Annotated in this window: 16 protein-coding genes and 1 pseudogene; 4 read left to right on the top strand and 13 right to left on the bottom strand. The window is 63.0% G+C overall.

The genetic code is table 11. The features are described 5' to 3' along the window. The 4 genes from PKE80_RS18240 to PKE80_RS18255 are packed head-to-tail and all read right to left on the bottom strand — an operon-like array spanning position 1 to position 6,294. On the bottom strand, positions 1-1,032 hold the full coding sequence (locus PKE80_RS18240) for an ABC transporter permease (protein ID WP_271183708.1): 1,032 nt from the start codon (positions 1,030-1,032) through the stop codon (positions 1-3). Beyond that, positions 1,029-2,555, bottom strand: coding sequence for an ABC transporter substrate-binding protein (locus PKE80_RS18245; protein ID WP_271183709.1), 1,527 nt, complete (start codon positions 2,553-2,555; stop codon positions 1,029-1,031). Before PKE80_RS18245 ends, PKE80_RS18240 begins: the two co-directional genes overlap by 4 nt. Beyond that, entirely contained in the window at positions 2,552-3,928 is a 1,377-nt protein-coding gene (locus tag PKE80_RS18250; RefSeq protein WP_271183710.1) for an LLM class flavin-dependent oxidoreductase, read from the bottom strand. The genes PKE80_RS18245 and PKE80_RS18250 overlap by 4 nt, the downstream gene beginning before the upstream one ends. 47 nt (positions 3,929-3,975) lie before the next feature. Then, positions 3,976-6,294: a TonB-dependent receptor gene (locus tag PKE80_RS18255; protein WP_271183711.1), complete on the bottom strand. Its 2,319-nt coding sequence runs from the start codon at positions 6,292-6,294 to the stop codon at positions 3,976-3,978. A 1,142-nt stretch (positions 6,295-7,436) separates the two neighbouring features. Between PKE80_RS18255 and PKE80_RS18265 the strand changes: the two genes are divergently transcribed. Continuing rightward, a complete protein-coding gene (locus tag PKE80_RS18265; protein WP_271183712.1) occupies positions 7,437-9,089 on the top strand; it encodes an FAD-binding protein in 1,653 nt (550 codons plus the stop codon). Positions 9,090-9,156: 67 nt separating this feature from the next. Here the strand turns inward: PKE80_RS18265 and PKE80_RS18270 are convergent, their stop codons facing one another. Next, a complete protein-coding gene (locus PKE80_RS18270; RefSeq protein ID WP_271183713.1) occupies positions 9,157-9,759 on the bottom strand; it encodes a TetR/AcrR family transcriptional regulator in 603 nt (200 codons plus the stop codon). A 143-nt stretch (positions 9,760-9,902) separates the two neighbouring features. Here PKE80_RS18270 and PKE80_RS18275 point away from each other — a divergent pair, with 143 nt between their 5' ends. Next, on the top strand, positions 9,903-10,649 hold the full coding sequence (locus tag PKE80_RS18275; protein WP_271183714.1) for a helix-turn-helix transcriptional regulator: 747 nt from the start codon (positions 9,903-9,905) through the stop codon (positions 10,647-10,649). Positions 10,650-10,684: 35 nt separating this feature from the next. Here PKE80_RS18275 and PKE80_RS18280 read toward each other — a convergent pair whose 3' ends face one another. The 5 genes from PKE80_RS18280 to PKE80_RS18300 form a co-directional block, all read right to left on the bottom strand. Beyond that, positions 10,685-11,191: a YybH family protein gene (locus tag PKE80_RS18280; protein ID WP_271183715.1), complete on the bottom strand. Its 507-nt coding sequence runs from the start codon at positions 11,189-11,191 to the stop codon at positions 10,685-10,687. A gap of 63 nt (positions 11,192-11,254) precedes the next feature. Beyond that, the gene (locus PKE80_RS18285) at positions 11,255-11,731 is read right to left on the bottom strand and encodes a VOC family protein (protein WP_271183716.1); all 477 of its coding nucleotides are present in this window, start codon (positions 11,729-11,731) and stop codon (positions 11,255-11,257) included. A 113-nt stretch (positions 11,732-11,844) separates the two neighbouring features. Then, positions 11,845-14,100 carry a TonB-dependent receptor gene (locus PKE80_RS18290; protein ID WP_271183717.1) on the bottom strand — a complete coding sequence of 752 codons (2,256 nt, stop codon included), beginning with the start codon at positions 14,098-14,100 and terminating at the stop codon, positions 11,845-11,847. 134 nt (positions 14,101-14,234) lie between these two features. Continuing rightward, on the bottom strand, positions 14,235-14,822 hold the full coding sequence (locus tag PKE80_RS18295; RefSeq protein WP_271183718.1) for a TetR family transcriptional regulator C-terminal domain-containing protein: 588 nt from the start codon (positions 14,820-14,822) through the stop codon (positions 14,235-14,237). Positions 14,823-15,113: 291 nt separating this feature from the next. Next, entirely contained in the window at positions 15,114-15,443 is a 330-nt protein-coding gene (locus tag PKE80_RS18300) for a nuclear transport factor 2 family protein (protein WP_271183719.1), read from the bottom strand. Between the two features lie 96 nt (positions 15,444-15,539). On the opposite strand from PKE80_RS18300, the pseudogene PKE80_RS18305 reads away from it, so the two are divergent. Then, positions 15,540-16,434: pseudogene (locus PKE80_RS18305) on the top strand (LysR family transcriptional regulator). Between the two features lie 177 nt (positions 16,435-16,611). Here the strand turns inward: PKE80_RS18305 and PKE80_RS18310 are convergent. Beyond that, complete coding sequence (locus tag PKE80_RS18310; protein WP_271183720.1) at positions 16,612-17,442, bottom strand: enoyl-CoA hydratase/isomerase family protein; 831 nt, start codon at positions 17,440-17,442, stop codon at positions 16,612-16,614. Between the two features lie 50 nt (positions 17,443-17,492). After that, positions 17,493-18,143: a TetR/AcrR family transcriptional regulator gene (locus PKE80_RS18315; protein WP_271183721.1), complete on the bottom strand. Its 651-nt coding sequence runs from the start codon at positions 18,141-18,143 to the stop codon at positions 17,493-17,495. A gap of 362 nt (positions 18,144-18,505) precedes the next feature. Here PKE80_RS18315 and PKE80_RS18320 point away from each other — a divergent pair, with 362 nt between their 5' ends. Next, the gene (locus PKE80_RS18320) at positions 18,506-19,642 is read left to right on the top strand and encodes an LLM class flavin-dependent oxidoreductase (RefSeq protein ID WP_008832713.1); all 1,137 of its coding nucleotides are present in this window, start codon (positions 18,506-18,508) and stop codon (positions 19,640-19,642) included. Positions 19,643-19,758: 116 nt separating this feature from the next. Here PKE80_RS18320 and PKE80_RS18325 read toward each other — a convergent pair whose 3' ends face one another. After that, positions 19,759-20,334, bottom strand: a complete 576-nt coding sequence (locus PKE80_RS18325) for a TetR/AcrR family transcriptional regulator (RefSeq protein ID WP_008832712.1) — start codon at positions 20,332-20,334, stop codon at positions 19,759-19,761. Positions 20,335-20,340: the final 6 nt, after the last annotated feature.

The following is a 20,340-nucleotide window of genomic DNA, read 5'->3' on the forward strand; positions in this document are numbered from 1 at the left end:
TCAACTCCGTCGCCGCGCGGCTGGCTGGAGGACGCCCAGCAGGACGTTGACGCACATGTTGCAGGCCAGGATCAGCAGGATCGACACGACGAGCGTGCCCTGTACGACCGGCACGTCGCCGCGCAGGGCGGAGTCGGCGGCGAGCTTGCCCATTCCGGGCATGTTGAAGATCGCCTCCGTCACGACGGCGCCGCCGATCAGCATCGGCACTTTCAGCGCCAGCACGGTCAGCGCCGGGCCTGAGGCGTTGCGCAGGACGTGAACGAACAGGATGCGGCGGCGCGAAAGGCCGCGCACGACCGCGCCGGTCACGTAATTTTCCGAGAGCGCGACAACGAGGCCGGTGCGCAGTTGCCGGGCGAGGTCCGCGACGACATCGACGCTGAGAGCCACGGCCGGGATGCTCACGGCGGCCAGCCAGCCGATCGGATCGTCCGCGAAAGGCACGTAACCCGAAGACGGGAGCCAGCCGAGCCAGAGGCTGAAAATCAGGATCAGCACGAAGGCTACGACGAAAGGCGGCAGGGACGAGACCAGGGCCGCGAACAGCGTGATCGCGCGGTCCAGCCGCCCGCCATGGCGCACGCCCGCCACGAGGCCGAGGCCCAGCCCGAATACCACGCCCACCAGCAGCGCCACGCCCGCGATCGAAAGGCTGATCGGCAGGCGCTGCAGGATCAGTTCGGAAGCCGGCACGCCGTTGAACCAGGACGTGCCGAGGTCACCGCGCAGGACGCCGCCTATCCAGTGCAGATACTGGAACACCACCGGCTGATCGAGGCCGAGATCGGCGCGGATGCGCGCGACGGTCTCGGGCGATGCGGCGTCGCCCGCGATCCCCGCTGCCGGATCCAGGCCGGACACCACGCCCAGCAGGAAGGTGATGAGCGTGGCGATGAAGAAGACCGGCAAGGTGATCCCCAGCGTCCCGCCGACATGGCGCAGCAGCGCCTTGCCGTGACGCAGGCGGATGGTCCGCCCGGTCACGATGGGCGCTGCCTGCGGCGGCGCTGGTTCGGAGATGGTGGTCATTCGACCGTCACTCCTTCCCAGCGGATCTGCGAGGGCACGATGTTGAGGTGCTTCACCCTCGAACGGGTGGCGACGATGAACGGCGTGCTGAACAGCCAGACGCTGGGCGACTGCTCGGCGCCCAGACGGGTCGCGCGTTGCAGGCGCTCCTTGTACTGAGGCGCGTCGATCGGCGTGGCCCGCACCTCGTCGATGGCCTTGAGGAACGCGGGCGGCGCATAAGGACCGCTGAGGTTCATGATGCCCTGCGGCCCGTAGACCGCCAGAAGGTTCTGGACCGGCGATTCCCGTCCGACCGTGCCGTCAACCGCCGTGGCCGGGCGCTTGGCGATATAGACCTCGCTCTGCCAACTGGATGAACCCGGCGGCACGATGCGCAGGCGCGACTTGATTCCGACGCGCCCCAGTTGGGCCTGCAGCAGTTCCGGCAGACCCTCGTTGATCAGCGGATTGATGACGATCTCGACCGTGAGGGAACCCGGTGCGTGGCCGGCCTGCGCCAGCAGCGCTTTGGCCCGTGCGGGATCATAGGCCCACTTGTCCCTCGTCTGCGGATCGAAGGCGAAGTAGTGCGGCGGGAAAGGCTGGTTGGTGGGCGTGCCGAGACCGGCCGTGAGCGTCTTCACCAGTTCGCCGCGATCGATGGCGTAGCGCACGGCTTCGGCCACGCGCGGGTCGTCGAAGGGCGCCTTGTTGCGGTTGATCATGAGATCGCTGGCATTGAGCGACGGGGCGGTGGTGACCGTCAGCTTGCGCGCACGGGCTTCCTCCACGCGCTTGGGTCCGATCGAGGCCACGTCGATCGCGCCCGAGACAAGCGAGGCGATCGTCGTCGTCGGCTCAGACAGCGTGGTCAGTTCCAGACGCTCGACGTGGATATTCGCAGCGTCCCAGTAATCCGGATTCTTGACGAAATAGGCGTGCGATTCCGGCACGAATTCGACCATCTTGAACGGCCCTGCGCCGACCGGCCACAGCGCCAGCTTCGCCTTGTCCTTCGCCGCGGCGGTGGGGCTGGCGATGGCGCCGACACGGCCCGCCATCACGTAGGGCAGCTGGTAATCGAGCCGCGAAAGGTGAAACACCACGCGCAGCGGCCCGTCGGTATCGAAGCTGGCGATGCTTTCGATCTCGGGGCGCAGGAAGGAATCCTTCTGCGTCTTGCCGCGTTCGAAGAAGGCTTTCACGGCGGCGGCATCGAGCGGGGTGCCGTCAGTGAATTTCAGCTTGTCGCGCAGCTGGAAGGTCAGTGTCCTGCCGTCCGGAGAGTATGTCCAGCTCTGCGCCAGTGCGGGCTGGACGTTGCCATCCTTGTCGAGCCGGGTGAGCGAGGCATAGGCGAGGCTGACGGTATTGATGTCGGCCCCGGTGCGGCTCGTCACCGGGTCCCACGACGTGGGTAGCATGAAGGCCCAGCGGACGCGCGCCTTTTCGGCAGCTTTGTCGCCCGAGCCGCCGCACCCGGCCGTGGCCAGGACGGCGGCCAGGACCACCGCCCAGCCTGCGAGGGAGCGTGCTTTCACGAGACCGCCAGCGCCGGCTCTTCGCGCCGGGCAGTCGGGGGTTGTGAGGCTTCGGCGCGGATGTTGGCGGGTTTGGGCAGTCCCAGGTTGCCGCGCAGCGTGGTGTCCTCGTACTCGCTGCGATAGACGCCGCGCGCCTGCAGGATCGGCACGACTTCGTTCAGGAACCGGTCGAACTGGTCCGGGTGGCCGAGCATCACATTGAGGCCATCGAGTGCGCCGCCCTCGAACCAGTGGATGATCTCGTTGGCAACGGTTTCGGCACTGCCGACGAACGGGCTCCCGCGCGAGGCGCTGAGAACTTCCACGGTCTGGCGCAGGGTCAGGTCGTCCTTGCGGGCAAGTTCGACGATGCGCTGTGCCTGCGTGAAGAAGCTGCGCCGTGCGTGTTCGAGCGTCTCGGCCGGGAAGGGGGCGTCGAGGTCATATTGGCGGAAATCATGCCATCCGAACGAGCGTCCGAGTTCGCCGAGAGCCTGCTCGAAACTCTGGTCCGCGCGGCGGGATTCGGTCTCGATGCGGCGGGCGTCCTCGTCCGTGTCGCCCACGTATATGCTGACGCCGGGAAGGATCAGAACGTCATCCGCGCCGCGTCCTGCCGCGACGGCCCGGCGGGTGATGTCCTGCTTGAAAGCGCGGCCATCCTCGATCGAGGCGGAGTGCGTGAAGATGGCATCGGCGGTCTGCGCGCCGAGGTTGCGGCCGTGATCGGAATCGCCGGCCTGGAAGATCACCGGCTGACCCTGCGGCGATCGCTGCAGGTTGAGCGGCCCGGTGACCGAGAAATACCTGCCCTTATGATTCAGCGCATGCAGCTTGGCGGGATCGAGGAACACACCGGTCTCGCGATCACGCGGGAAGGCGTCATCCTCGTACGAGCGCCATAGGCCCTGCACCACGTCGATATATTCGAACGCACGGCCATAGCGGGTTTCATAGTCGTAATGCTCGTCCAGACCGAAATTGCCCGCAGCGCCGGGATCGCCGCTGGTGACGACGTTCCAGCCGGCGCGCCCGCCGCTGATGAGATCGAGCGAAGCGAGGCGGCGAGCGAGGTTGAACGGCGAGTTGAACGAGGTGGTGAGCGTGCCGACAAGGCCGATATGGCTCGTCGCCGTCGCCAGCGCGGAAAGCAGGGTCAGCGGCTCCAGCCGGTTCAGGTAGTGCGGCGGCGAGTCTTTGGTGATGTACTGGCTGTCGACGATGAACACGAAGTCGAACTTCGCGGCCTCGGCCTTGCGCACCTGTTCGATATACCACCGGATGTTGACGCTGGCGTCCGCCGGAATGTCGGGATCGAGCCAGCGGTTGTGCTGGCCGGGACCGCCCGCGCCCATCGTGACGAGGCCGAGCTTCAAGGTTCTTCTGGTCATTGCCGTAACTCCTTTGCCGGATGGTCGTTCGGTGATTGCAGGCTGGTTCACAGGCGCCCCTTGAGCGTCAGCCCGTACATGCGCGGCTCGCCCAAAGCGCCCTGGACGATGCCGTTGGAAGCGCTGACGGAGAGCGTGTTGAAGTAGTTCTTGTTGAACAGGTTGCGCACCCACAGCGAGGCCTCCCAGCGGTCATCGGGATCGCGCACGCCGCCGTGCAGGCCGACCAGCGTGTAGCCGCGCACCCAGGTAAAGGGATCGAGGTTCACCGCTGCGTAGAAGCCCGAACGATAGCTGATGTCGCCGCCCGCGAAGGCATCGACGTTGCCCACCGAATGCAGGTATTCGGCGTTGCCGGTCAGGGCGAGGCGCGGTGCGCCCGAAGCGCGGCGGCCCGACAGGTCCATCGAGGACAGGTAGGAATAGAGGAACTGCGAGGGCGCGTTGCGGTAGGAGCGGTACTCCGCGTCGTTGTAGGTTCCCGCGACGCCGATGTTCAGCCCGTCGAAAGGCTGGGCGCGGGCATCGACCTCGACACCGCGTGAACGCAGCTTGCCGACGTTGCTGATGTAGCCGACGGCAGGCGTCACCGCGTAGTTGACGAAGTTCGCCTGGTAATTGCTGACGTCGGCCCAGAACAGCGCGAGGTTGAATTCCGCCTTGCCGCCCAGCAGGCGCGTCTTGATGCCCAGTTCGTAGTTGTCGACCTTCTCGGGCCGCACGAAGATGTCCACGCCCAGTGACTGGCGCACGAGGTTGATGCCGGGCGACTTGTACCCGCGCGAATAGGACGCATAAGTATGGACGTCGCTCGAAAGGTCGTAGGCGGCGATCGCGGTGCCGGACACGTTACTGGTGTTGTCCGACGCGGTGTAGGCGCCCGCAGGCGCATAAGCGGCGCGCAGCACGGCGACGGTGGACTGGATCGCCGGATCGAAGCTGGACAGCGCCGCGTAATCGCCCGTCGCGTAGGCTTCATAAATGCCGGTCTTGTGCTCGTAAGTGTAGCGAAGACCGCCCGTCAGGCGCAGCGAGGGGGAGATATTCCAGGTCGCCTGCCCGTAGGCGGCATAGCTGTGGGTCGCGGGAAGGACGTGATTGTACGATGTCAGGCCGTCGAACACGGCGGAGGGCAATGTCGATACCGAAGCCGTCGGCGTGTTCGCGGTGGTCAGCCACGTTGTCGCGTCGCGGCCATAGCGGTTGATGACGTCGTCGTCGGCCTCCTGCCAGAAGAAGTAGAGCCCGGCAGTATAGTCGATGGTTTCGCCGCCCTTGGATGCGGCGCGCAGTTCCTGGCTGAACTGCTGCTGTTTGGTGGCCACCACGCTGTTGGTGATGATGTTGGCGCCAAACTGGTCGCCGTCGTAATTGGGCACCCATTTCCAGTTGCGGTATGCGGTGATCGAGGTCAGCGTCAGCGGGCCGACGTCCCAGTCCGCGCGGGCCTGAACACCCCAACTGGGCATCTCGTCGTACTGCGAGGAGTCGATGTCGGTCTTGCGGTCGAAGGCGTTGACGGTGCCCGGCGTGTATCCGACGTCGGCGGCACGGCGGTAGAACCCGCGGACCTGCGCGCCGTTCGCCAGTGTCGTCGGCAGGACGCCGGCGATGCTGGTAAAGCCGACGTCGCCCTTCTGGATGCTGTAGTCCGCGATCAGGCGCAGCTTGAAGTCCGCGCTCGGCTTGTAGAGCAGATCGAACCGCGCGGCATGATTGTCGAGGTTGTCCCAATGCTCGCGCTGGGTGGTATTGTAGATCAATCCGTCGCGCCGGTTGCGCAAGTACGAGACGCGGAACGCCAGGTCATCGCTGATCACCCCGTTGTACGCGAAGTAGCCGCGCACCTGGTTGTAGTTACCGTAGCTCAGCTCCGCCCGCGCTTCCTGCTGGAACTGCGGCTCGCGCGTGGTGATGTCGATCGCGCCCGCAACGGTGTTCTTCCCGAACAGGGTGCCCTGCGGCCCACGCAGGACCTGAATGCTTTCGATGTCGATCAGGTCAGTGATGACCGATCCGGTACGCGGCCGGTAGACGCCGTCCACATAGAGCCCGACACCTTGTTCGAGCCCGTCGTTGGTGCCGCCGGCATTGGTGCCGATGCCGCGGATCGTGATCGTCTGGTTGCGGCCGCTGAAGCCCTGGATATTGAGGCTGGGGAGCTGCTGAACCACCTGCTTGAGCGAGCTGACGCCCTGCGCCTCCAGCTGGCGGCTGGAAATGGCGGAAATCGCGATGGGAACGTCCTGCGCACTTTCCGTGCGGTAGCGCGCGGTCACGGTGATTTCGCCGATGTCTGCGGCAACGGCCGCTGCATCCGCCGGGCTGGCCGCTTCCTCGGCCGAAGCGGCCTGAGGAACAACCACCGCGGAGACGGCAATCGCGGACGCCGCACCGGCAAGCAATCTGCGCCTTCTTCCGGAAAAAGACGTACTGAACAACGCTATCAAACCGACCCCCTGAACCAACTGACGGGGGGCGGTCTGGCGGAATTATGTCTACTCAATCAATAGACATAGTCTGAAGTCTATATGACTTCGCCTAAAGTGCGAATTTGGTTCAGAGCCTCGCGCAGATGCTGGTGGCCGTTGAGACAGCCTCGGGCTCATTGCGCAAGCCACCAATGTAGATAGTGCCGAGCACAACAATTCGGTGGCCACGACCGCATTGTTTGCGGCAGAAGACGATGTCCTTCTGAGCTATCCGATGGTCACTCTCGCCGAGGCGAGAGCGAAACGTTCTACCTATAGCCGTTAAGGCCGCAGGAGATGTGTCATGGGATTATCAGAATTTGATCCCGCCGCTCGTCAGCGGGTATCTTGGAACGCCGGGCGAAAGGTTGGTGCGAAGCAAGCGTTCAAACCCGTCAGATATGGGCGATCCGCTGCTTTCTCGACCAGCATGGGCGAATCCGAGATTGTGGGCTCTTTCACCTCACTATCGATAGCAAGCTTCGCGGATGCGATCTGGTGAAAATCAGGATAAGCGATTTCCGCGCAGTTCAAATTTTGCTTGGGCAAACGAAGATCGAAAGCACGGTCAGATACCTTGGAGTGGACGTGGAGGACGCATTGACGTTGGCCGAGGGCACCGAAATCTGAGATTGCCCGGCTCCTTGCGACCACGAGGGCCCACGCCCTAAATCGTGGCGGCTCCGCACCCAAAACCAGATGTTCCGCCCATTTTTCACCTTTATATGTTGCCGTTCGGGGAAACGCGACTTGTCGGCTGACAGTTGATCCGAGAAGTCCGAATCCAGTTAGGGCGAGATAAGTCGTACTCGGCGGGGCCGCCTAGGCGGCTTCCTGAGTTCCCATGCGCACGATCACAACCGCGGATAAAAAGCTCCATGAGAACGAAGGGGCCAGGGTACGCATGGCGCGCGCGCTTTATCCTACGACTTTTCAGAGGTGCCATCTCCTTAGAGTGCAAGTTATAACTATGTTATAAAATGACCATGGCTTCATTCCGATCGGGTCATTTGGGTAGAAGGTTGAGAGGAGTTTCGATGGCTGAAGAGTTCTCGTGGGATCGGGAGGTTGACGTAGTCATCCTCGGGTCTGGCGGCGCGGCGATGACGGCGGCGATAACGGCGCACGATTTCGGCGCCAAGGACGTGGTCATCCTCGAAAAAACCGGCATGGTCGGCGGAACCACCGCAATGTCCGGCGGGATGCTGTGGGTGCCGGGTAACCACTACCAGACCGAGGCCGGTATCGAGGATTCCGACGAGGACGTGGTGACATACCTCGACACCCTGTGCCCTGACGCGCTCGATCCTGATACGCTGATGGCCTTCATGGAACAGGGGCCGGAGATGATCCGCTACTTTGCGGATAAGACCCCGGTACGTTTCCACGTCTTCGCGGACTTTCCGGATTACCAGTCTTACGTGCCGGGCGCCAAAGCGGACGGCGGCCGCTCGCTCGACAACGAGGCGTTCTCCTTCGATCGCCTCGGCAAATGGGCCGGGCGCGTAAATCCGAGCAAGATGGCCTATCCGCTGCGTGGCAGTCTGATGGAAGCGATCACCGGCAGCCTCGACGAGGCCGCACTGGCCGAGCGCGAGGCGCAGGACTATCGCGGCCTCGGACAAGCCCTGGCCGGATCGCTGTTCCTTGCCGTGCTGGAGCGCGATATTCCGGTCGAGTTCGAAAAGCGCGCCCGCAAGCTGATCAAGGACGGCGACCGGGTCGTGGGCGTCATTGCCGAGGACGCTGATGGCCGGGACTATCGCGTGCGCGCGCGTCGCGGCGTCGTCATCGCGACCGGGGGTTTCGAGTGGAACGAGACGCTGGTAAAGACCTTCCTGCGCGGGCCGCTGACCGGCCCCGTCAGCGTGCCTGAGAATGAGGGCGACGGCCTGCTCATGGCAATGGAAGCAGGCGCGCAACTGGGCAACATGCAGCATGCCTACTGGATGCAGAGCGCGCTCGAATTCAAGCCCCAGCATCGCGAGGCCAAGCCCAACTACATGCTGGGCTCAGACGAGCGTGCCCGGCCGGGTGCGATCCTCGTCAACCGCGCGGGCAAGCGCTTCGTGAACGAGGCGGCCAATTACAACGCCGTTGGCAAGACCCTCCACGCCTTCGACGCGGGCACCCACAGTTATGCCAACCTGCCGTACTGGCTCATCATCGACCAGCGCTACCGCAGCAAGTATCACACCTTCAACACACCGGCAGGCGGGCCGGTGCCGTCCTACATGATGCAGGCCGATACGCTGGAAGAACTGGCGGAAATAGCCGGGATTGATCCTGTCGGCCTTGCCGCCACGGTGGCGCGCTTCAACGATATGGTCCGCAAGGGCCACGATGATGACTTCAACCGCGGCGATGCCACGTACGACAACTTTTACATGTGGGGCGATACCGATTTCGAAGCGCCCTACCGCACGCTTGGCGTGATCGACCAGGGGCCATACTTCGCCGTTAAGATGGAAGCGGGGGCTTTGGGCACTGCGGGCGGGCCAAAGACCAATGCCGATGCGCAAGTCGTCGACTGGAGCGGCGCTCCCATCCCGGGGCTCTACGCTGCCGGCAATGCGATGGCTGCCGTTCTTGGCGAGGCCTATGGCGGCGCAGGCGGTACGCTGGGCCCCGGCATGACCTTCGGGTATATCGCGGGCAAGCATCTGGGCACGTACATTCCCAATCACTGAGACGCTGCGGGTCGGCGCCGTTCCTGCGCGCGCCGACCCGCAATGCGCAGGTGGGAGCCACGCGTACTCAGACCTTTTGCGACTTGGGGCGATATCCCAGGCGGACGAGTTGTCTGCGCAGCATTTCGCGCTGGCGGCTGGCTGGCCAGTCCGGACGCTGGATGGCCGCCAGCGTGGCTATGCCATTTATCGCGGCCTGAACCTCGGTCGCCACTTCTTTCGGGTCTTCGGCGGGATCGAATTCGCCCCGGCCCTGGGCCGCCGCGATCAGGTCGATGAAAAGGTCATAGCTGGTGGTGCTGCTCTCGCGCCATTCTGTCTCGATGCCCTTGATGTCGGGCGTCTGCCCCCAGAAGGCAAACAGGCAATGCCAGTCCTGCCAGCGTTGGCTGGTGGTCGGCAGGGCAAAGTCCAGGCACGTCAGCAAGTCCTTTCCCTCGTGGCTCGCCTTCCTGATCCGCGAGAGCCCCCGCTGCCATGCCATCCGCTGCGTGTAGGCCAGCATCTCGTGCTTGCTGCGGAAATAGTGGCACACGATGGCCGTGCTGTAGCCGCACTCCTCTGCCACGGCGCGGATAGTTACCGCTTCGGCGCCGCCTTTCAGAACCAAACCGGACACGACTTTCGCTATGCCCCGGCGGCGCTGTTCGTGATCGACTATGCGCGGCATGGGGGAAGTACCTCGATCTCTGGTCGTTGTTTCTGACAGCTACGCTACTGCTGCATATCGGGGAATCCAAGACCTGCCATTATGGACAGATGCTAGCAATCTATTTGGTACATAGTTATATAATGATGCGGGGAAGCGGGATCATGCCTGATAGTTCCAAAGGATGGCCAGGGGGCGGCGCTCCGCCCGGCGACGACGCGCCAGAGATCACCGGTTCGGCCTTCTTGCGGCTTTCCGACTTCCTTTCGCAGCAGGGCGCCTTCGACCTTTCCGTCATGGATAACCGCCCCGGTCGATGCCGACGCACGGGCATTCCCGGCCCTAGGAGGCTGCCTTGGGAGACCCGCAAGGCCGGCGAACTGTCGCTTGTCGCCCAGGCGCTGATCGTCGAGGACGATGTGTTCTGGGCGAACCGTTCCCGGATCGTGACCGTGCGCGAGAACCCCATTCTGACCCGGCTGTGGGCGCATACGCCTCTGGAACTGGGAGTTCCTGCGCTCATGGCTATCGCGGTGCGAACCGCGTTCGGCCGGATCGGCGGCGTGATCCTGACGCCGAAATCAGCCCGGCACACTGATCTTTCAGCACAATACGCCGCATTCGGGCCGCAGTTCGCATCGCTCGCCCGCGAATTCATGCTGGAAGACTTCGATCGGGACCGGCACGCATCGACCGCCAGCCTGCAAGGTGTGCTCAGCCCGCGCGAGGTCCAGTGCATCAGGCTGATCGCAATGGGGCAGACCGACGAGGAAATCGCCGACACTATGACCATCGCCCGCACGACCGTGCGCTATCACTTCTCGAACTTGTGCGAGAAACTGGGCGCCAGCAGCCGCGCCAATGCGGTCTACCGTGCGGCCACGCTGGGGTTGCTCCCCAGCGCGGCGTAAGGGGCCAACGTCGGACTATTGTACTGGACGGTCCGTCAGAGGCTGATGTCCATCGTCGCTGTCATGCGCGACGGGTCCGGATCATGCGGCGGCACGCCATAGTCCATGACCGGGAAGAACTTGCCGTCGAGCGCGGGCGATCCGTAATAGACCTGATCGTAGCGGTGGACCTTGATGAGCCATTCGCTCTCGTATTTCTGGAAGGTGCTGTGATAGATGCCCATCACAACCTGATACGAGCCATCGGGCATGCGCAGCACTTCATCCACGTGCCCGCGTGAGGCAGCGGTATCGCCTTCCACCTCGATGACGAGCGAGGAGATCGTCTGCCGCACGAAGGGAAAGCCCTGCATGACGTTCCACCAGTGCTCGACCACGGCTTCGCGGCCGCGCGTGATGGTCCCGAAGGCGTGCCACTCCCCGTCTTCGGCATAGCACTGGCCATGGGCCGCAGGATCGCGGCGGAAGATGGAATCGCCGAGGCGCGCAAGGGTGCGCCGCACGCCAGCATCGCCGTCCAGGCGGTTAAGAAGATCGCTCATGCTTGTCCTCGCTCATTGCGTGTATCGGGGAAAAGGAGGCCTGCCGGCTTCAGTCCTCAAAAATCAGCCAAGGGTCAGCGCGCCGCCCTGCCACCAGCGCTCGAATGCCTGGCGCAGCGCCGATGAGGCCAGTTCGACGACCATGCCCCCGGCAGCCGGCATCACATAGGCGAACGGCCCCCAGCGATCTTCGGGACCAGCTCCCGCGGCAACCACGCTCCATCCTTGCGCAATCAGTTCGTCCACCGTTCCTGCCACATCGTCCACCCAGAGGCCGACATGATCGCCGCGCGACAGAGCAGCATCGAAGAAGCTGCCCGCCTCGCCCTGCTGGAGTTCGAGCCGGACCGGCCCGTCGCACGAAATCGTGAAACGGTTGGTGATCGTCTTCAGGCCCTGCTCAGGCGTCCAGACCGGGAAACCTTCCAGCGTGAACGGCTCGGCAAACCGCAGTCCCAGCGTGCGGGAGTAGAACTCGATCGCCGCGTCGAGGTCCGGCACCAGCACACCGGTATGAAATACCTTGCTGTAATCGATCACTGCACTCTCCATTGAGCCGGGAATGGCCGCCCCGGGGCGGAAGATTTGGGAGGTGTCCTCCCCGGGGCGGCCTGTCGGTCGTCAGCGGGCCGGCAGCCAGCGACCGTAACGGGTCAGAACTCGTACCCGAGGATCACACCGTAGGTCCGCGGCTCGCGGGCGCTGGAGAACGACCAGAGACCAGCAACCGTGAAGGCGGCGTTGGGTCCGCGATCGTCCAGCAGGTTACGCCCGAACACCGTAACGCGCGCGGTATGCCCGGCCAGATCGAACCGCGTCGTCAGGCTGGCATCAACCAGATCCTGCGTATCCGAGCGCAGGCGCGGATCGTTGCGGGGCACCACCACCGTTCCGGTCGCGGGATAGGTCGCGGTCGCGTCCAGCCCGATCTGCTGGTCGTAGGGGCTGATATGACGATAACCCAGGTTCGCCACGACTTCGCCGAAACCGGTCGGCACCTTGTAGTTGGCGTTAAGCGACAGGGTCGTCTTGGGCGCGTAGATCATCGAGACGTTCGAATAGTCGATGGTACGGGTGCCAGGCACCGTCGCGCTGATCGCGCCCTGCGAAATGAAGTCCTTCAGGTTGTTGTCGAGCAGGCCCAGCGAGCCGGAAAGGGTCAGTCCCTGCGCCGGATGCGCGGTAAATTCCACCTCGACGCCCTTCAGCTTCGCCGAGCCGACATTGGTGACGATCGTTTCGCTGCCGACACCGCTCTGCGTGGGGATTGTCGTGTTCTGCTGCAGGTCCTTGTAGTCCGCCAGGAACGCGGCGACGTTGAGTTCGAGCAGTCCGTTGAACAGCGAGCCCTTGAAGCCGCCCTCGAAGGAGTCCACGGTTTCCGGACCATATGCGGTCGTCGCGGAGAAGAGCGTGGTGCCTCGACCCGAGAAGCCGCCGGACCGATAGCCGCGCGACCATGAAGCATAGAGCATCATGTTGGGATTGGGGTGGAAATCGATGCCGATCTTGGGCGTGAACTTGCTGTTGGTGACGCTGGCGTTGGGGAACTGGTCGGCGTCGACGCGCGCCATGTTCTGCTTGCGGTCCTGCGTCCAGCGGCCGCCGAACGAGAGGCGCCACCTGTCAGCGAAGGCCCAGTTGAAATCGCCGAAGAAGGCCAGCGAGCGGGCATGGCCGATATTGGCCTGCTCCGTGACCGCCGGAGGCGCGCCAAGTGTGATGCGCGTGCGCTGCAGGAGCGAATAGCGCGACTTGAAGAAGTACCCGCCAACGACGTAGTCGAGGCTGTCGCTCAGCTTGCCCGAAGCGCGCAGTTCCTGGCTGAACTGGCGATAGGTCTGCGAGCGGGCGGAGAAGTAGATGTCTGCGGAAGATCCGTCGAAGTCCTGCGTCTGCGCTTCGTCCGACTTGCGATAGCCGGTGACGGAGGTCAGCTTCACCGGACCTGCATCGAGGTTCATTTCCAGCGTCACGGCCGGAGATTCGTAATGCGAAGTGCCCGGCGTGCCAAACACGGTGTAGAGGTCAGTCGTGGTGTTGCGGTTGCACTCGTTGGCAGGTTCGAACGCGCAGAAGACCTCGCCGGTCTTGGTGATGTTCGAGTTGACCGGCACGAAGTCCTGCACCTGCTTTTCCAGCGTCAGCAGCGCGTCGAAGTTCGACGAGGGCTGCAGCAGCGCAGCAACGCCGAAGTTTTCGGAGTTCGAGCCGCCTGTACGGTCTCCGGTGATGCCATGGCGGTAATAGCCATCGCTCTGGTTGTGGAAGTAGAAGGGCTTGATGGCCAGGACATCGTCGATGACAGGGATGTTGACCACCGCGCGCGTAGCCCAGGTATCGTAATTTCCGTAAGACGCCTCGACCTTGCCGGAGAATTCGAACTTGGGGCGGGTGCGCCGGATGTTGATGACCCCGCCGATGGTGTTGCGACCGAACAGAGTACCCTGCGGCCCGCGCAGAACCTCGATCTGGCTGATGTCGAAGAAGTCGAAGAACTGGCCGGTGCTGCTGCCGATGAACACGCCGTCGACCACGACGGCGACAGTGGGATCGAAGGACTTGTCGACGTCCGCAAACGACAGGCCGCGGATCGCGACGTTGGCGGCGGCTGCGCCTGAGTTCTGCTGGGTGATCATGACGCTGGGTGCAGCGCCCATGATGTCGCCGATGTTGACCGAGGCCTTCGCTTCAAGGGCGGCTGCATTGACGGCCGTGATGGCGACAGGCGTGTCGCGCAGCGCTTCCTCGCGGCGGCGGGCAGAGACGATGATCTCGCCGGTGGAAGCGCTATCGACTTCCGCAGGCGAATTCTGCGCCAATGCCGGCGTGGCGGCAATCCCGGCAGCCAGGCCCAGCGCGCCAACTCCGACGTGCAAGATCGACTTGAAAATTTCGATGCGCGGCATCTCTCAGACTCTCCCCTATCTCTCGCAAACGGGCTCTTAGCGGTCCGCCTGTCGGGGAATGCTTATTATGATACCGCTGTGTTATAAACCTGTGCTATGTCATAGCTGCCGCGAATGGCCGAGGTCATAGGCCGTCAAAGTCGGTAACCGAGACGCCGAAGTTCCTCTCTCAGGAACGCCCTCTGTCGTTCCGGCGGCCACAGTTCATCATTCTGCATCGCTAGTGAGGCAATTCCATTCGCCGCGATCTGTATATTCACGGCGATCAGATCGGGATCGGCATCCGGATCAAATTCCCCCCGTGACTGGGCTGACCTGATGATTTCGATGAATATATCCTTGGCATCCGAGGTCGCATGAAGCCGCTCGTCGGCCAACTCGGGATCGTACATTGCGAGCCCCCAGAAGGCGAAGAACAGGTGCCACACAGACTTCATTTCATCGGATATCGGAAGAAGCACGGCGATGCATTCTTCCAAGCTCGCACCATCATTCCATGCTGCGATAACCGCTCTTTCTCCCTGCTTGCGCGATTCACGCTGAGAAAAATTGAGCATCTCGCGCTTATTTTCAAAGTAATGCACAACGACGCTCGGGCCATATCCGACTTTATCTGCGACATTACGGATTTTAAGGCCTTCCACGCCTTCATTCCAAGTGATCTCTCTGATAACACGGGCAATTTCCACCCGCCTCTGGTCATGATCTACTTTCTTCGGCAATTCCGTTCTCTTTTCAAAAAGTGGGATCGTACTAAGGTCAAGCCGGCATGATTGTGTGCTGCCTATGGCCGGGGGGCAAGCAGGGGCGCTCGATTTCCGGTACGAAGTGTTGACCGTATAACCGGTCGGCACACGCGGGCACCCGGCGACAGGCTCGCGGCCGTCTTAGCTCCTATATTCATGGCGCAGCCTCGCCATGTTGATCCCGGAAATATCGCAAGACTTGGGACAGCAGGAGAAAATGTCGCGGACCAGCCGCCTGTGCCAACTCGGTCGGGTCAGCTTTGACCGTCATAGCGTCACCTCCAGAGCCTTTACAGCATCGCCTTCGAGCGTGAATCTATAGGTGAAACGGATGGGACTGCCGGGGAAATCGCCATGAGCCGGCCCTTCGACGACGACCTGATCGTCCTCACGACGGATTGCATCCGGCGTGAAGATAGCTTTCGCGGCGATGATCTCCTCTTCGAACAGGCCCCGAAGCTGGTCGTGGCCTTCAAAGAGCTTCCCATTGTCCAGAAAAACCGCGTCGGCAGTGAACGGTTCGAGCATTGCGTCGACATCGAGGCGCGCGTTGGCCGCGACATAATCTGCGATGGGCTTGGGTAGTTCGACGGGCATTGCTGAGCTCCTTGAGATGACAAGGGGAATTTAGCGCTGAGCGATGGTTGTGATAATCGGGCCAAATCTGAATGTAACGTCGCGAAAGGCGGGACAATGTCGAAGCACGGATTGATCGAATTTGATGCTGTTCTCGCGATAGCTCGACGGGGATCGTTTCGCGCCGCGGCGCTGGAGCTGGGTATTTCGACAACAGCGCTGAGCAATGCCATCGCAAAGCTGGAGCGGCAGCTTGGGGTCCGATTGTTCAATCGCACAACCCGCAGTGTGTCGCATCACCGATGCCGGACGAAATTTCGTCGAACAGGTTAGGCCCGCCATTAGCTCCCTTCACGAAGCAATGGGCGCCGCCCGGTCACAGCAGGAAACGCCGTCCGGAACTTTGCGGATCAATGCTTTCGCCACGGGAGCACGGGAGATCCTCGGTCCACTTCTGTTGGATTTCCTGCGACGCTATCCCAAAGTTCACATCGACTTGGTCACCGAAGGTCGGATTGTGGACATTGTCGCCGAGGGGTTCGATCTTGGCTTGCGGACCGCGAATATCGTACCAGCGGACATGATCGCCGTTCCCGTCGGAACTCCTCGCAGCTTTGCTGTCGTCGCATCATCTTCGTATTTCGAGGCCAACGGCAAGCCCCGCACCCCTCCGGACCTGCTTTGCCACTCCTGCGTTCGCATTCGGCTGCCGAATGGAGCGTTGCATCGCTGGCATTTCGAGAAAGACGGGGCGCCCGTTCAGATCGAAGTCTCCGGTCCGATCACGCTGGACGAAGCGAGCTTGTCGCGCATCGCCGTCCTCGATCATGTCGGCATCGGCTACTTCATGGAAGCCGATGTGCGCGACGACATTCAAGCGGGCCGCCTGGTCCGGGTGTTAGAAGACTGGACGCCGCCACAGCCGCCGTTGTGCCTATACTACCCTACCAGGCGAAATCCTTCAGCCGCTTTCAAGGCTTTGATCGACATGGCGCGGCAATCCGCCGGATGACCATTTGGCGGCGACTGCCTTTGCTAGGAGCGGCAATTGACTGTTCCACGTCTTTTAATGAAATCTGCCGTCATCTGCGGCACCAACAAGCTTCTGGCGCCCGTTCCTGACTCCGTTCTGACCCGTAGGCCCGCTCCCGAAGTAAAGCACCGAGTGAGCCCAATACTAAGGGACAGATCAGGCACCATGCAAGTTGAAGATCTCTTGCGACCCGTGCCCTTTGAACTCCGCGACCGTCGCCTTCAGCCCCATGGTCGCAAGCTGCGCGCGGATGCGCCGGACTTCGGGTTCGAGATGCAGGATCGCATCGCTTTCGGCGATGGCGGAAAGCGCCTGGTCCCATCCGGCCGCCTCCATCGCGCGGTTGATCGAGCGCTTCTTCATCGCCAGCACGCCGGGCGGGACAAGCGCGATGCGCGATGCCAGTTCCTCGACGCAGGCGACCAGGTTCTCGGCCGGGACCGCGGCGTTGGCCCAGCCCCATTCCACCGCGGTTCGGCCGTCGATGCTGTTGCCCGGCAGGAAGGCGAATTCCTTGGCGCGCCGTCCGCCGACCTGATGAACCCATGTGGGCGCGATGAAGCCGCCGCCGATGGGAATTGTCGGCTCGGTGATCGCGGCATCCTGCGCCACGACGAGGATGTCGGCGAAGCTTGCCATCTGGGCGGCGACGCCGATGCAGTAGCCGTGCACGGCGACGATCACCGGCTTGGGATGGCGCCAGATGTCGCGCCACAGATCGACGTAGCCCGACAAGCGCGTCACGTCTTCCATCGGGCTGCCCTCGGCGTTGTACTGGCCCAGGTCCATCCCCGCGCCAAAGCCCTTGCCGGCACCGCGAATCCCGATCACCGGCGCGCCGTCCGCCTTGAGATCGCGCAGCACCGTGCCGAACCGGGCGAGCATCCCGCGCGAGAACGCATTGGCCGCTTCGGGCCGGTCGAGCACGATCCAGTCGATCGCGCTCCCGCGCTCCAGGCGGATTCCATCAATCATACCGTCCGTCATCTTCGCTCCCGTCCTCGTTCTCGTTTTCGTGTCCGCCGCTCCGGTCGCCGTCAGCCCTGCAGCCGGAGCGGCAGGCACATGGCCATGACGATCTGTTCCATCGTGTCCTCCAGCGCGTGCTCGAAGGTTTCGGGAAATTCGTGCGTTTCCATGCGGCTGTGGCGCACCAGCAGGTTCAGGAACATCAGGCTGACGTTCACCAGCCGGCGCTGCGCGACGGCGGCGGGAAGGTAATCGACGCGCTGGCGCAGCAGGTCGAGCGCCTGGTTGAGCTGGGGCGGCGCCTCGCCGCCGAAGTGTCCGTATTCGTCCCAGTCGCCATGCAGCAGGTACTGCGACAGGAACGTGCCGTAGGAGCGATTGGTCCCGCCGTCGAGGTGGAGCTGCGGCAGCAGGATGACCTCCAGGATCGAACGGGCATCCCGCGTGCGTCCGGCCGCCTCCAGCGCGGCGATCATCGCGCCGCGTCCGGGCTCCATCTGGTTCATCCGGAAGTCGAAGATCGCCTGAACCAGACCCTCGCGAGACCCGAAGTGATACTGCACCGCGAAATGGTTTCCCTGCCCCGCCTTCGACGCGATTTCGCGCATCGAAACGCCCTGGATGCCGACTTCGGCGAACAGCCGTTCGCCCGTCAGGATGAGCCGCGTCTTGGGGTCGGCTTCGTCGATATCGGGCGAGATCTGCGGAGTCTCAGCCATTTTGTACGCTCTTCGGAATAAGTCACCTGTTTGCAAACAGACATGCTTATGAGGCAGGAATGGCAAGGATGCCAAGCGTTTTAAGCTGACGCCGCGACTTTTCGGGGCGCTGCATCGTTGCTGGCGGTGCTGACCTGATGACGGTAGATCATTGGAGAACATACCTGAAAAAGCCGGTTTATGTTGCAGATTCTAAGAGAATGCGGCCGATATGCCGCATCGTGCCTGCTCGCCGCCGGTGTCGATCGATCTTCCGAATTTCACTTTACAAGTGTTTTAAATTCCGTAGCCTATCACTCGTTAGGCTGCTTCGCCGGATTCGCGGGTGGCCACCAGGACAGAAACGAAGAAGGAGAGCGCTGATGGTCATGCAGACCGGCCTTATTTTCCACCCCTACATGCGACCGGGCCGCACGGCCCGCCAGACCTTCGACTGGGGCGTGCAAAGCTCCATCGCCTGCGACAAGGCGGGTTTCGACACGATGATGATCTCCGAGCACGCCTCGCAGATCTGGGAGAACATCCCCAACCCCGAACTCATCATCGCCGCCGCCGCACTGCAGACCGAAAACATCAGCTTCGCGCCGATGGCTCACATCCTGCCGCACCAGCACCCGACCAAGCTGGCGGTGATGGTTGGCTGGCTGTCGCAGATCCTGGAGGGTCGCTTCTTCATGGGCATCGGCGCGGGCGCCTATCCGCAGGCGTCCTACATGCACGGCATCAAGGACGCCGAGCCCAAGATGCTCAACGACATGGTGCGTGAATCGCTCTCGATCATGGAGAAGATCTGGGCGCGCGAGCCGTTCTTCTTCGAGGGCAAGTACTGGAACGCCGGCTTCCCGCAGGAAGACGCGCCCGAGACCGAGGAAGACGAGCAGCACATGCTGGCCGATTTTGCGCCGTGGAACGGGGCGTTCCCGGAAATCGCGGTGACCGGCTTCAGCTCCAATTCCCCGTCGATGAAGCTGGCCGGCGAGCGCAACTTCAAGCCGGTCTCGATCTACTCGGGCATCGATGCGCTGAAGCGTCACTGGGAGATCTATTCCGAAGCGAACATCGCCGCCGGCTTCACGCCCGACCGCGCGCGCCATGCGGTCTCGCACACCATCTTCTGCGCCGATACCGACGCGGAGGCGAAGCGCGAGGTGATGGAAGGCCCGATCGGCTACTGCTTCGAACGCTACCTGATCCCGATCTGGAAGCGTTTCGGCATGATGGACGGGTTCGCCAAGGACCACGGCATCGACCCGAACGACGCCGATCTGGAATTCCTGGTCGACAAGGTCTTCGTGGTCGGCTCGCCGGACACGGTCGTCGACAAGCTCAACGTGCTGTTCGAGCAGTGCGGCGGCTGGGGCACGCTGCAGGTGGAATCGCACGACTATTACGACAACCCGGAGCCCTGGTTCCATTCGCTGAACCTGCTGGCCAAGGAAGTGGCACCGCGCGTCAAGTTGCCCGAGGGCAGCAAGGCACCCGCGACCGCAGACGCCTGATTATCCGCCCGGACTCTCTCCGGCTACCTGAGGCGCCGTGGCAACGCGGCGCCTCTTTTCGTGTTTGGGGGGACGGGGCGAATAACGCTCCAGGGCGCGATGGTGCCCCGGAGGCGTCAGGGCGCGAAGCCGCCGAGGAAGAGGTCGGCCGCCTGGTTCGCGATCTGGGTGGGGCCGAGGCGTCCGGCGCGATACCAGCTCGGGCAGGAGTCGAGCATGGCGATCAGGAACTTGCGTGCCACGGTGGTCTGCGCATCGTTGCCGGAAGGGCTGGCGGCGACGAGCAGGTCGCGCCAGTAGCTGTCGAACGTCGCGTAGGCGGCGAGGACACGCTGCTTCATCTCGCTGGGAAGATCGCCGAACGACCGCGCCACGGCGGAGGAATAGTCGTCGCCGGAGAGCAGGAACTCGACATGGGCGACGATCGCGGCGCGCAGGCGATCGACCGGCGCGGTTTCGGGACCGAGCACTTCCACTTTCGCGACGATATGGCGCGTATTGCGGTATATGCCGGAGAGCATCACCTCTTCGACCACTTCGTCCTTGGACTTGAAATGGTGATAGATGCTGGGCGCCAGCATGCCCGCGCCCTGAGCGATCTCGCTCAACCGGGCGGCGCCGAAGCCCTTGGTCCGCAGAATGAAGGCTGCGGAATCGAGAATGCGTTTCCTGCCGGAGTCACCGTCGCTCATATCTGC

Origin of the sequence: Novosphingobium resinovorum (genome assembly GCF_027922145.1) — a bacterium.
GTDB lineage: Bacteria > Pseudomonadota > Alphaproteobacteria > Sphingomonadales > Sphingomonadaceae > Novosphingobium > Novosphingobium resinovorum.

Coding starts and splice junctions, on each gene's coding strand:
- PKE80_RS18240 (WP_271183708.1), bottom strand. CDS start 1,032: ATGACCACCATCTCCGAACCAGCGCCGCCGCAGGCAGCGCCCATCGTG.
- PKE80_RS18250 (WP_271183710.1), bottom strand. CDS start 3,928: ATGACCAGAAGAACCTTGAAGCTCGGCCTCGTCACGATGGGCGCGGGC.
- PKE80_RS18265 (WP_271183712.1), top strand. CDS start 7,437: ATGGCTGAAGAGTTCTCGTGGGATCGGGAGGTTGACGTAGTCATCCTC.
- PKE80_RS18270 (WP_271183713.1), bottom strand. CDS start 9,759: ATGCCGCGCATAGTCGATCACGAACAGCGCCGCCGGGGCATAGCGAAA.
- PKE80_RS18275 (WP_271183714.1), top strand. CDS start 9,903: ATGCCTGATAGTTCCAAAGGATGGCCAGGGGGCGGCGCTCCGCCCGGC.
- PKE80_RS18280 (WP_271183715.1), bottom strand. CDS start 11,191: ATGAGCGATCTTCTTAACCGCCTGGACGGCGATGCTGGCGTGCGGCGC.
- PKE80_RS18290 (WP_271183717.1), bottom strand. CDS start 14,100: ATGCCGCGCATCGAAATTTTCAAGTCGATCTTGCACGTCGGAGTTGGC.
- PKE80_RS18300 (WP_271183719.1), bottom strand. CDS start 15,443: ATGCCCGTCGAACTACCCAAGCCCATCGCAGATTATGTCGCGGCCAAC.
- PKE80_RS18310 (WP_271183720.1), bottom strand. CDS start 17,442: ATGACGGACGGTATGATTGATGGAATCCGCCTGGAGCGCGGGAGCGCG.
- PKE80_RS18315 (WP_271183721.1), bottom strand. CDS start 18,143: ATGGCTGAGACTCCGCAGATCTCGCCCGATATCGACGAAGCCGACCCC.
- PKE80_RS18320 (WP_008832713.1), top strand. CDS start 18,506: ATGGTCATGCAGACCGGCCTTATTTTCCACCCCTACATGCGACCGGGC.
- PKE80_RS18325 (WP_008832712.1), bottom strand. CDS start 20,334: ATGAGCGACGGTGACTCCGGCAGGAAACGCATTCTCGATTCCGCAGCC.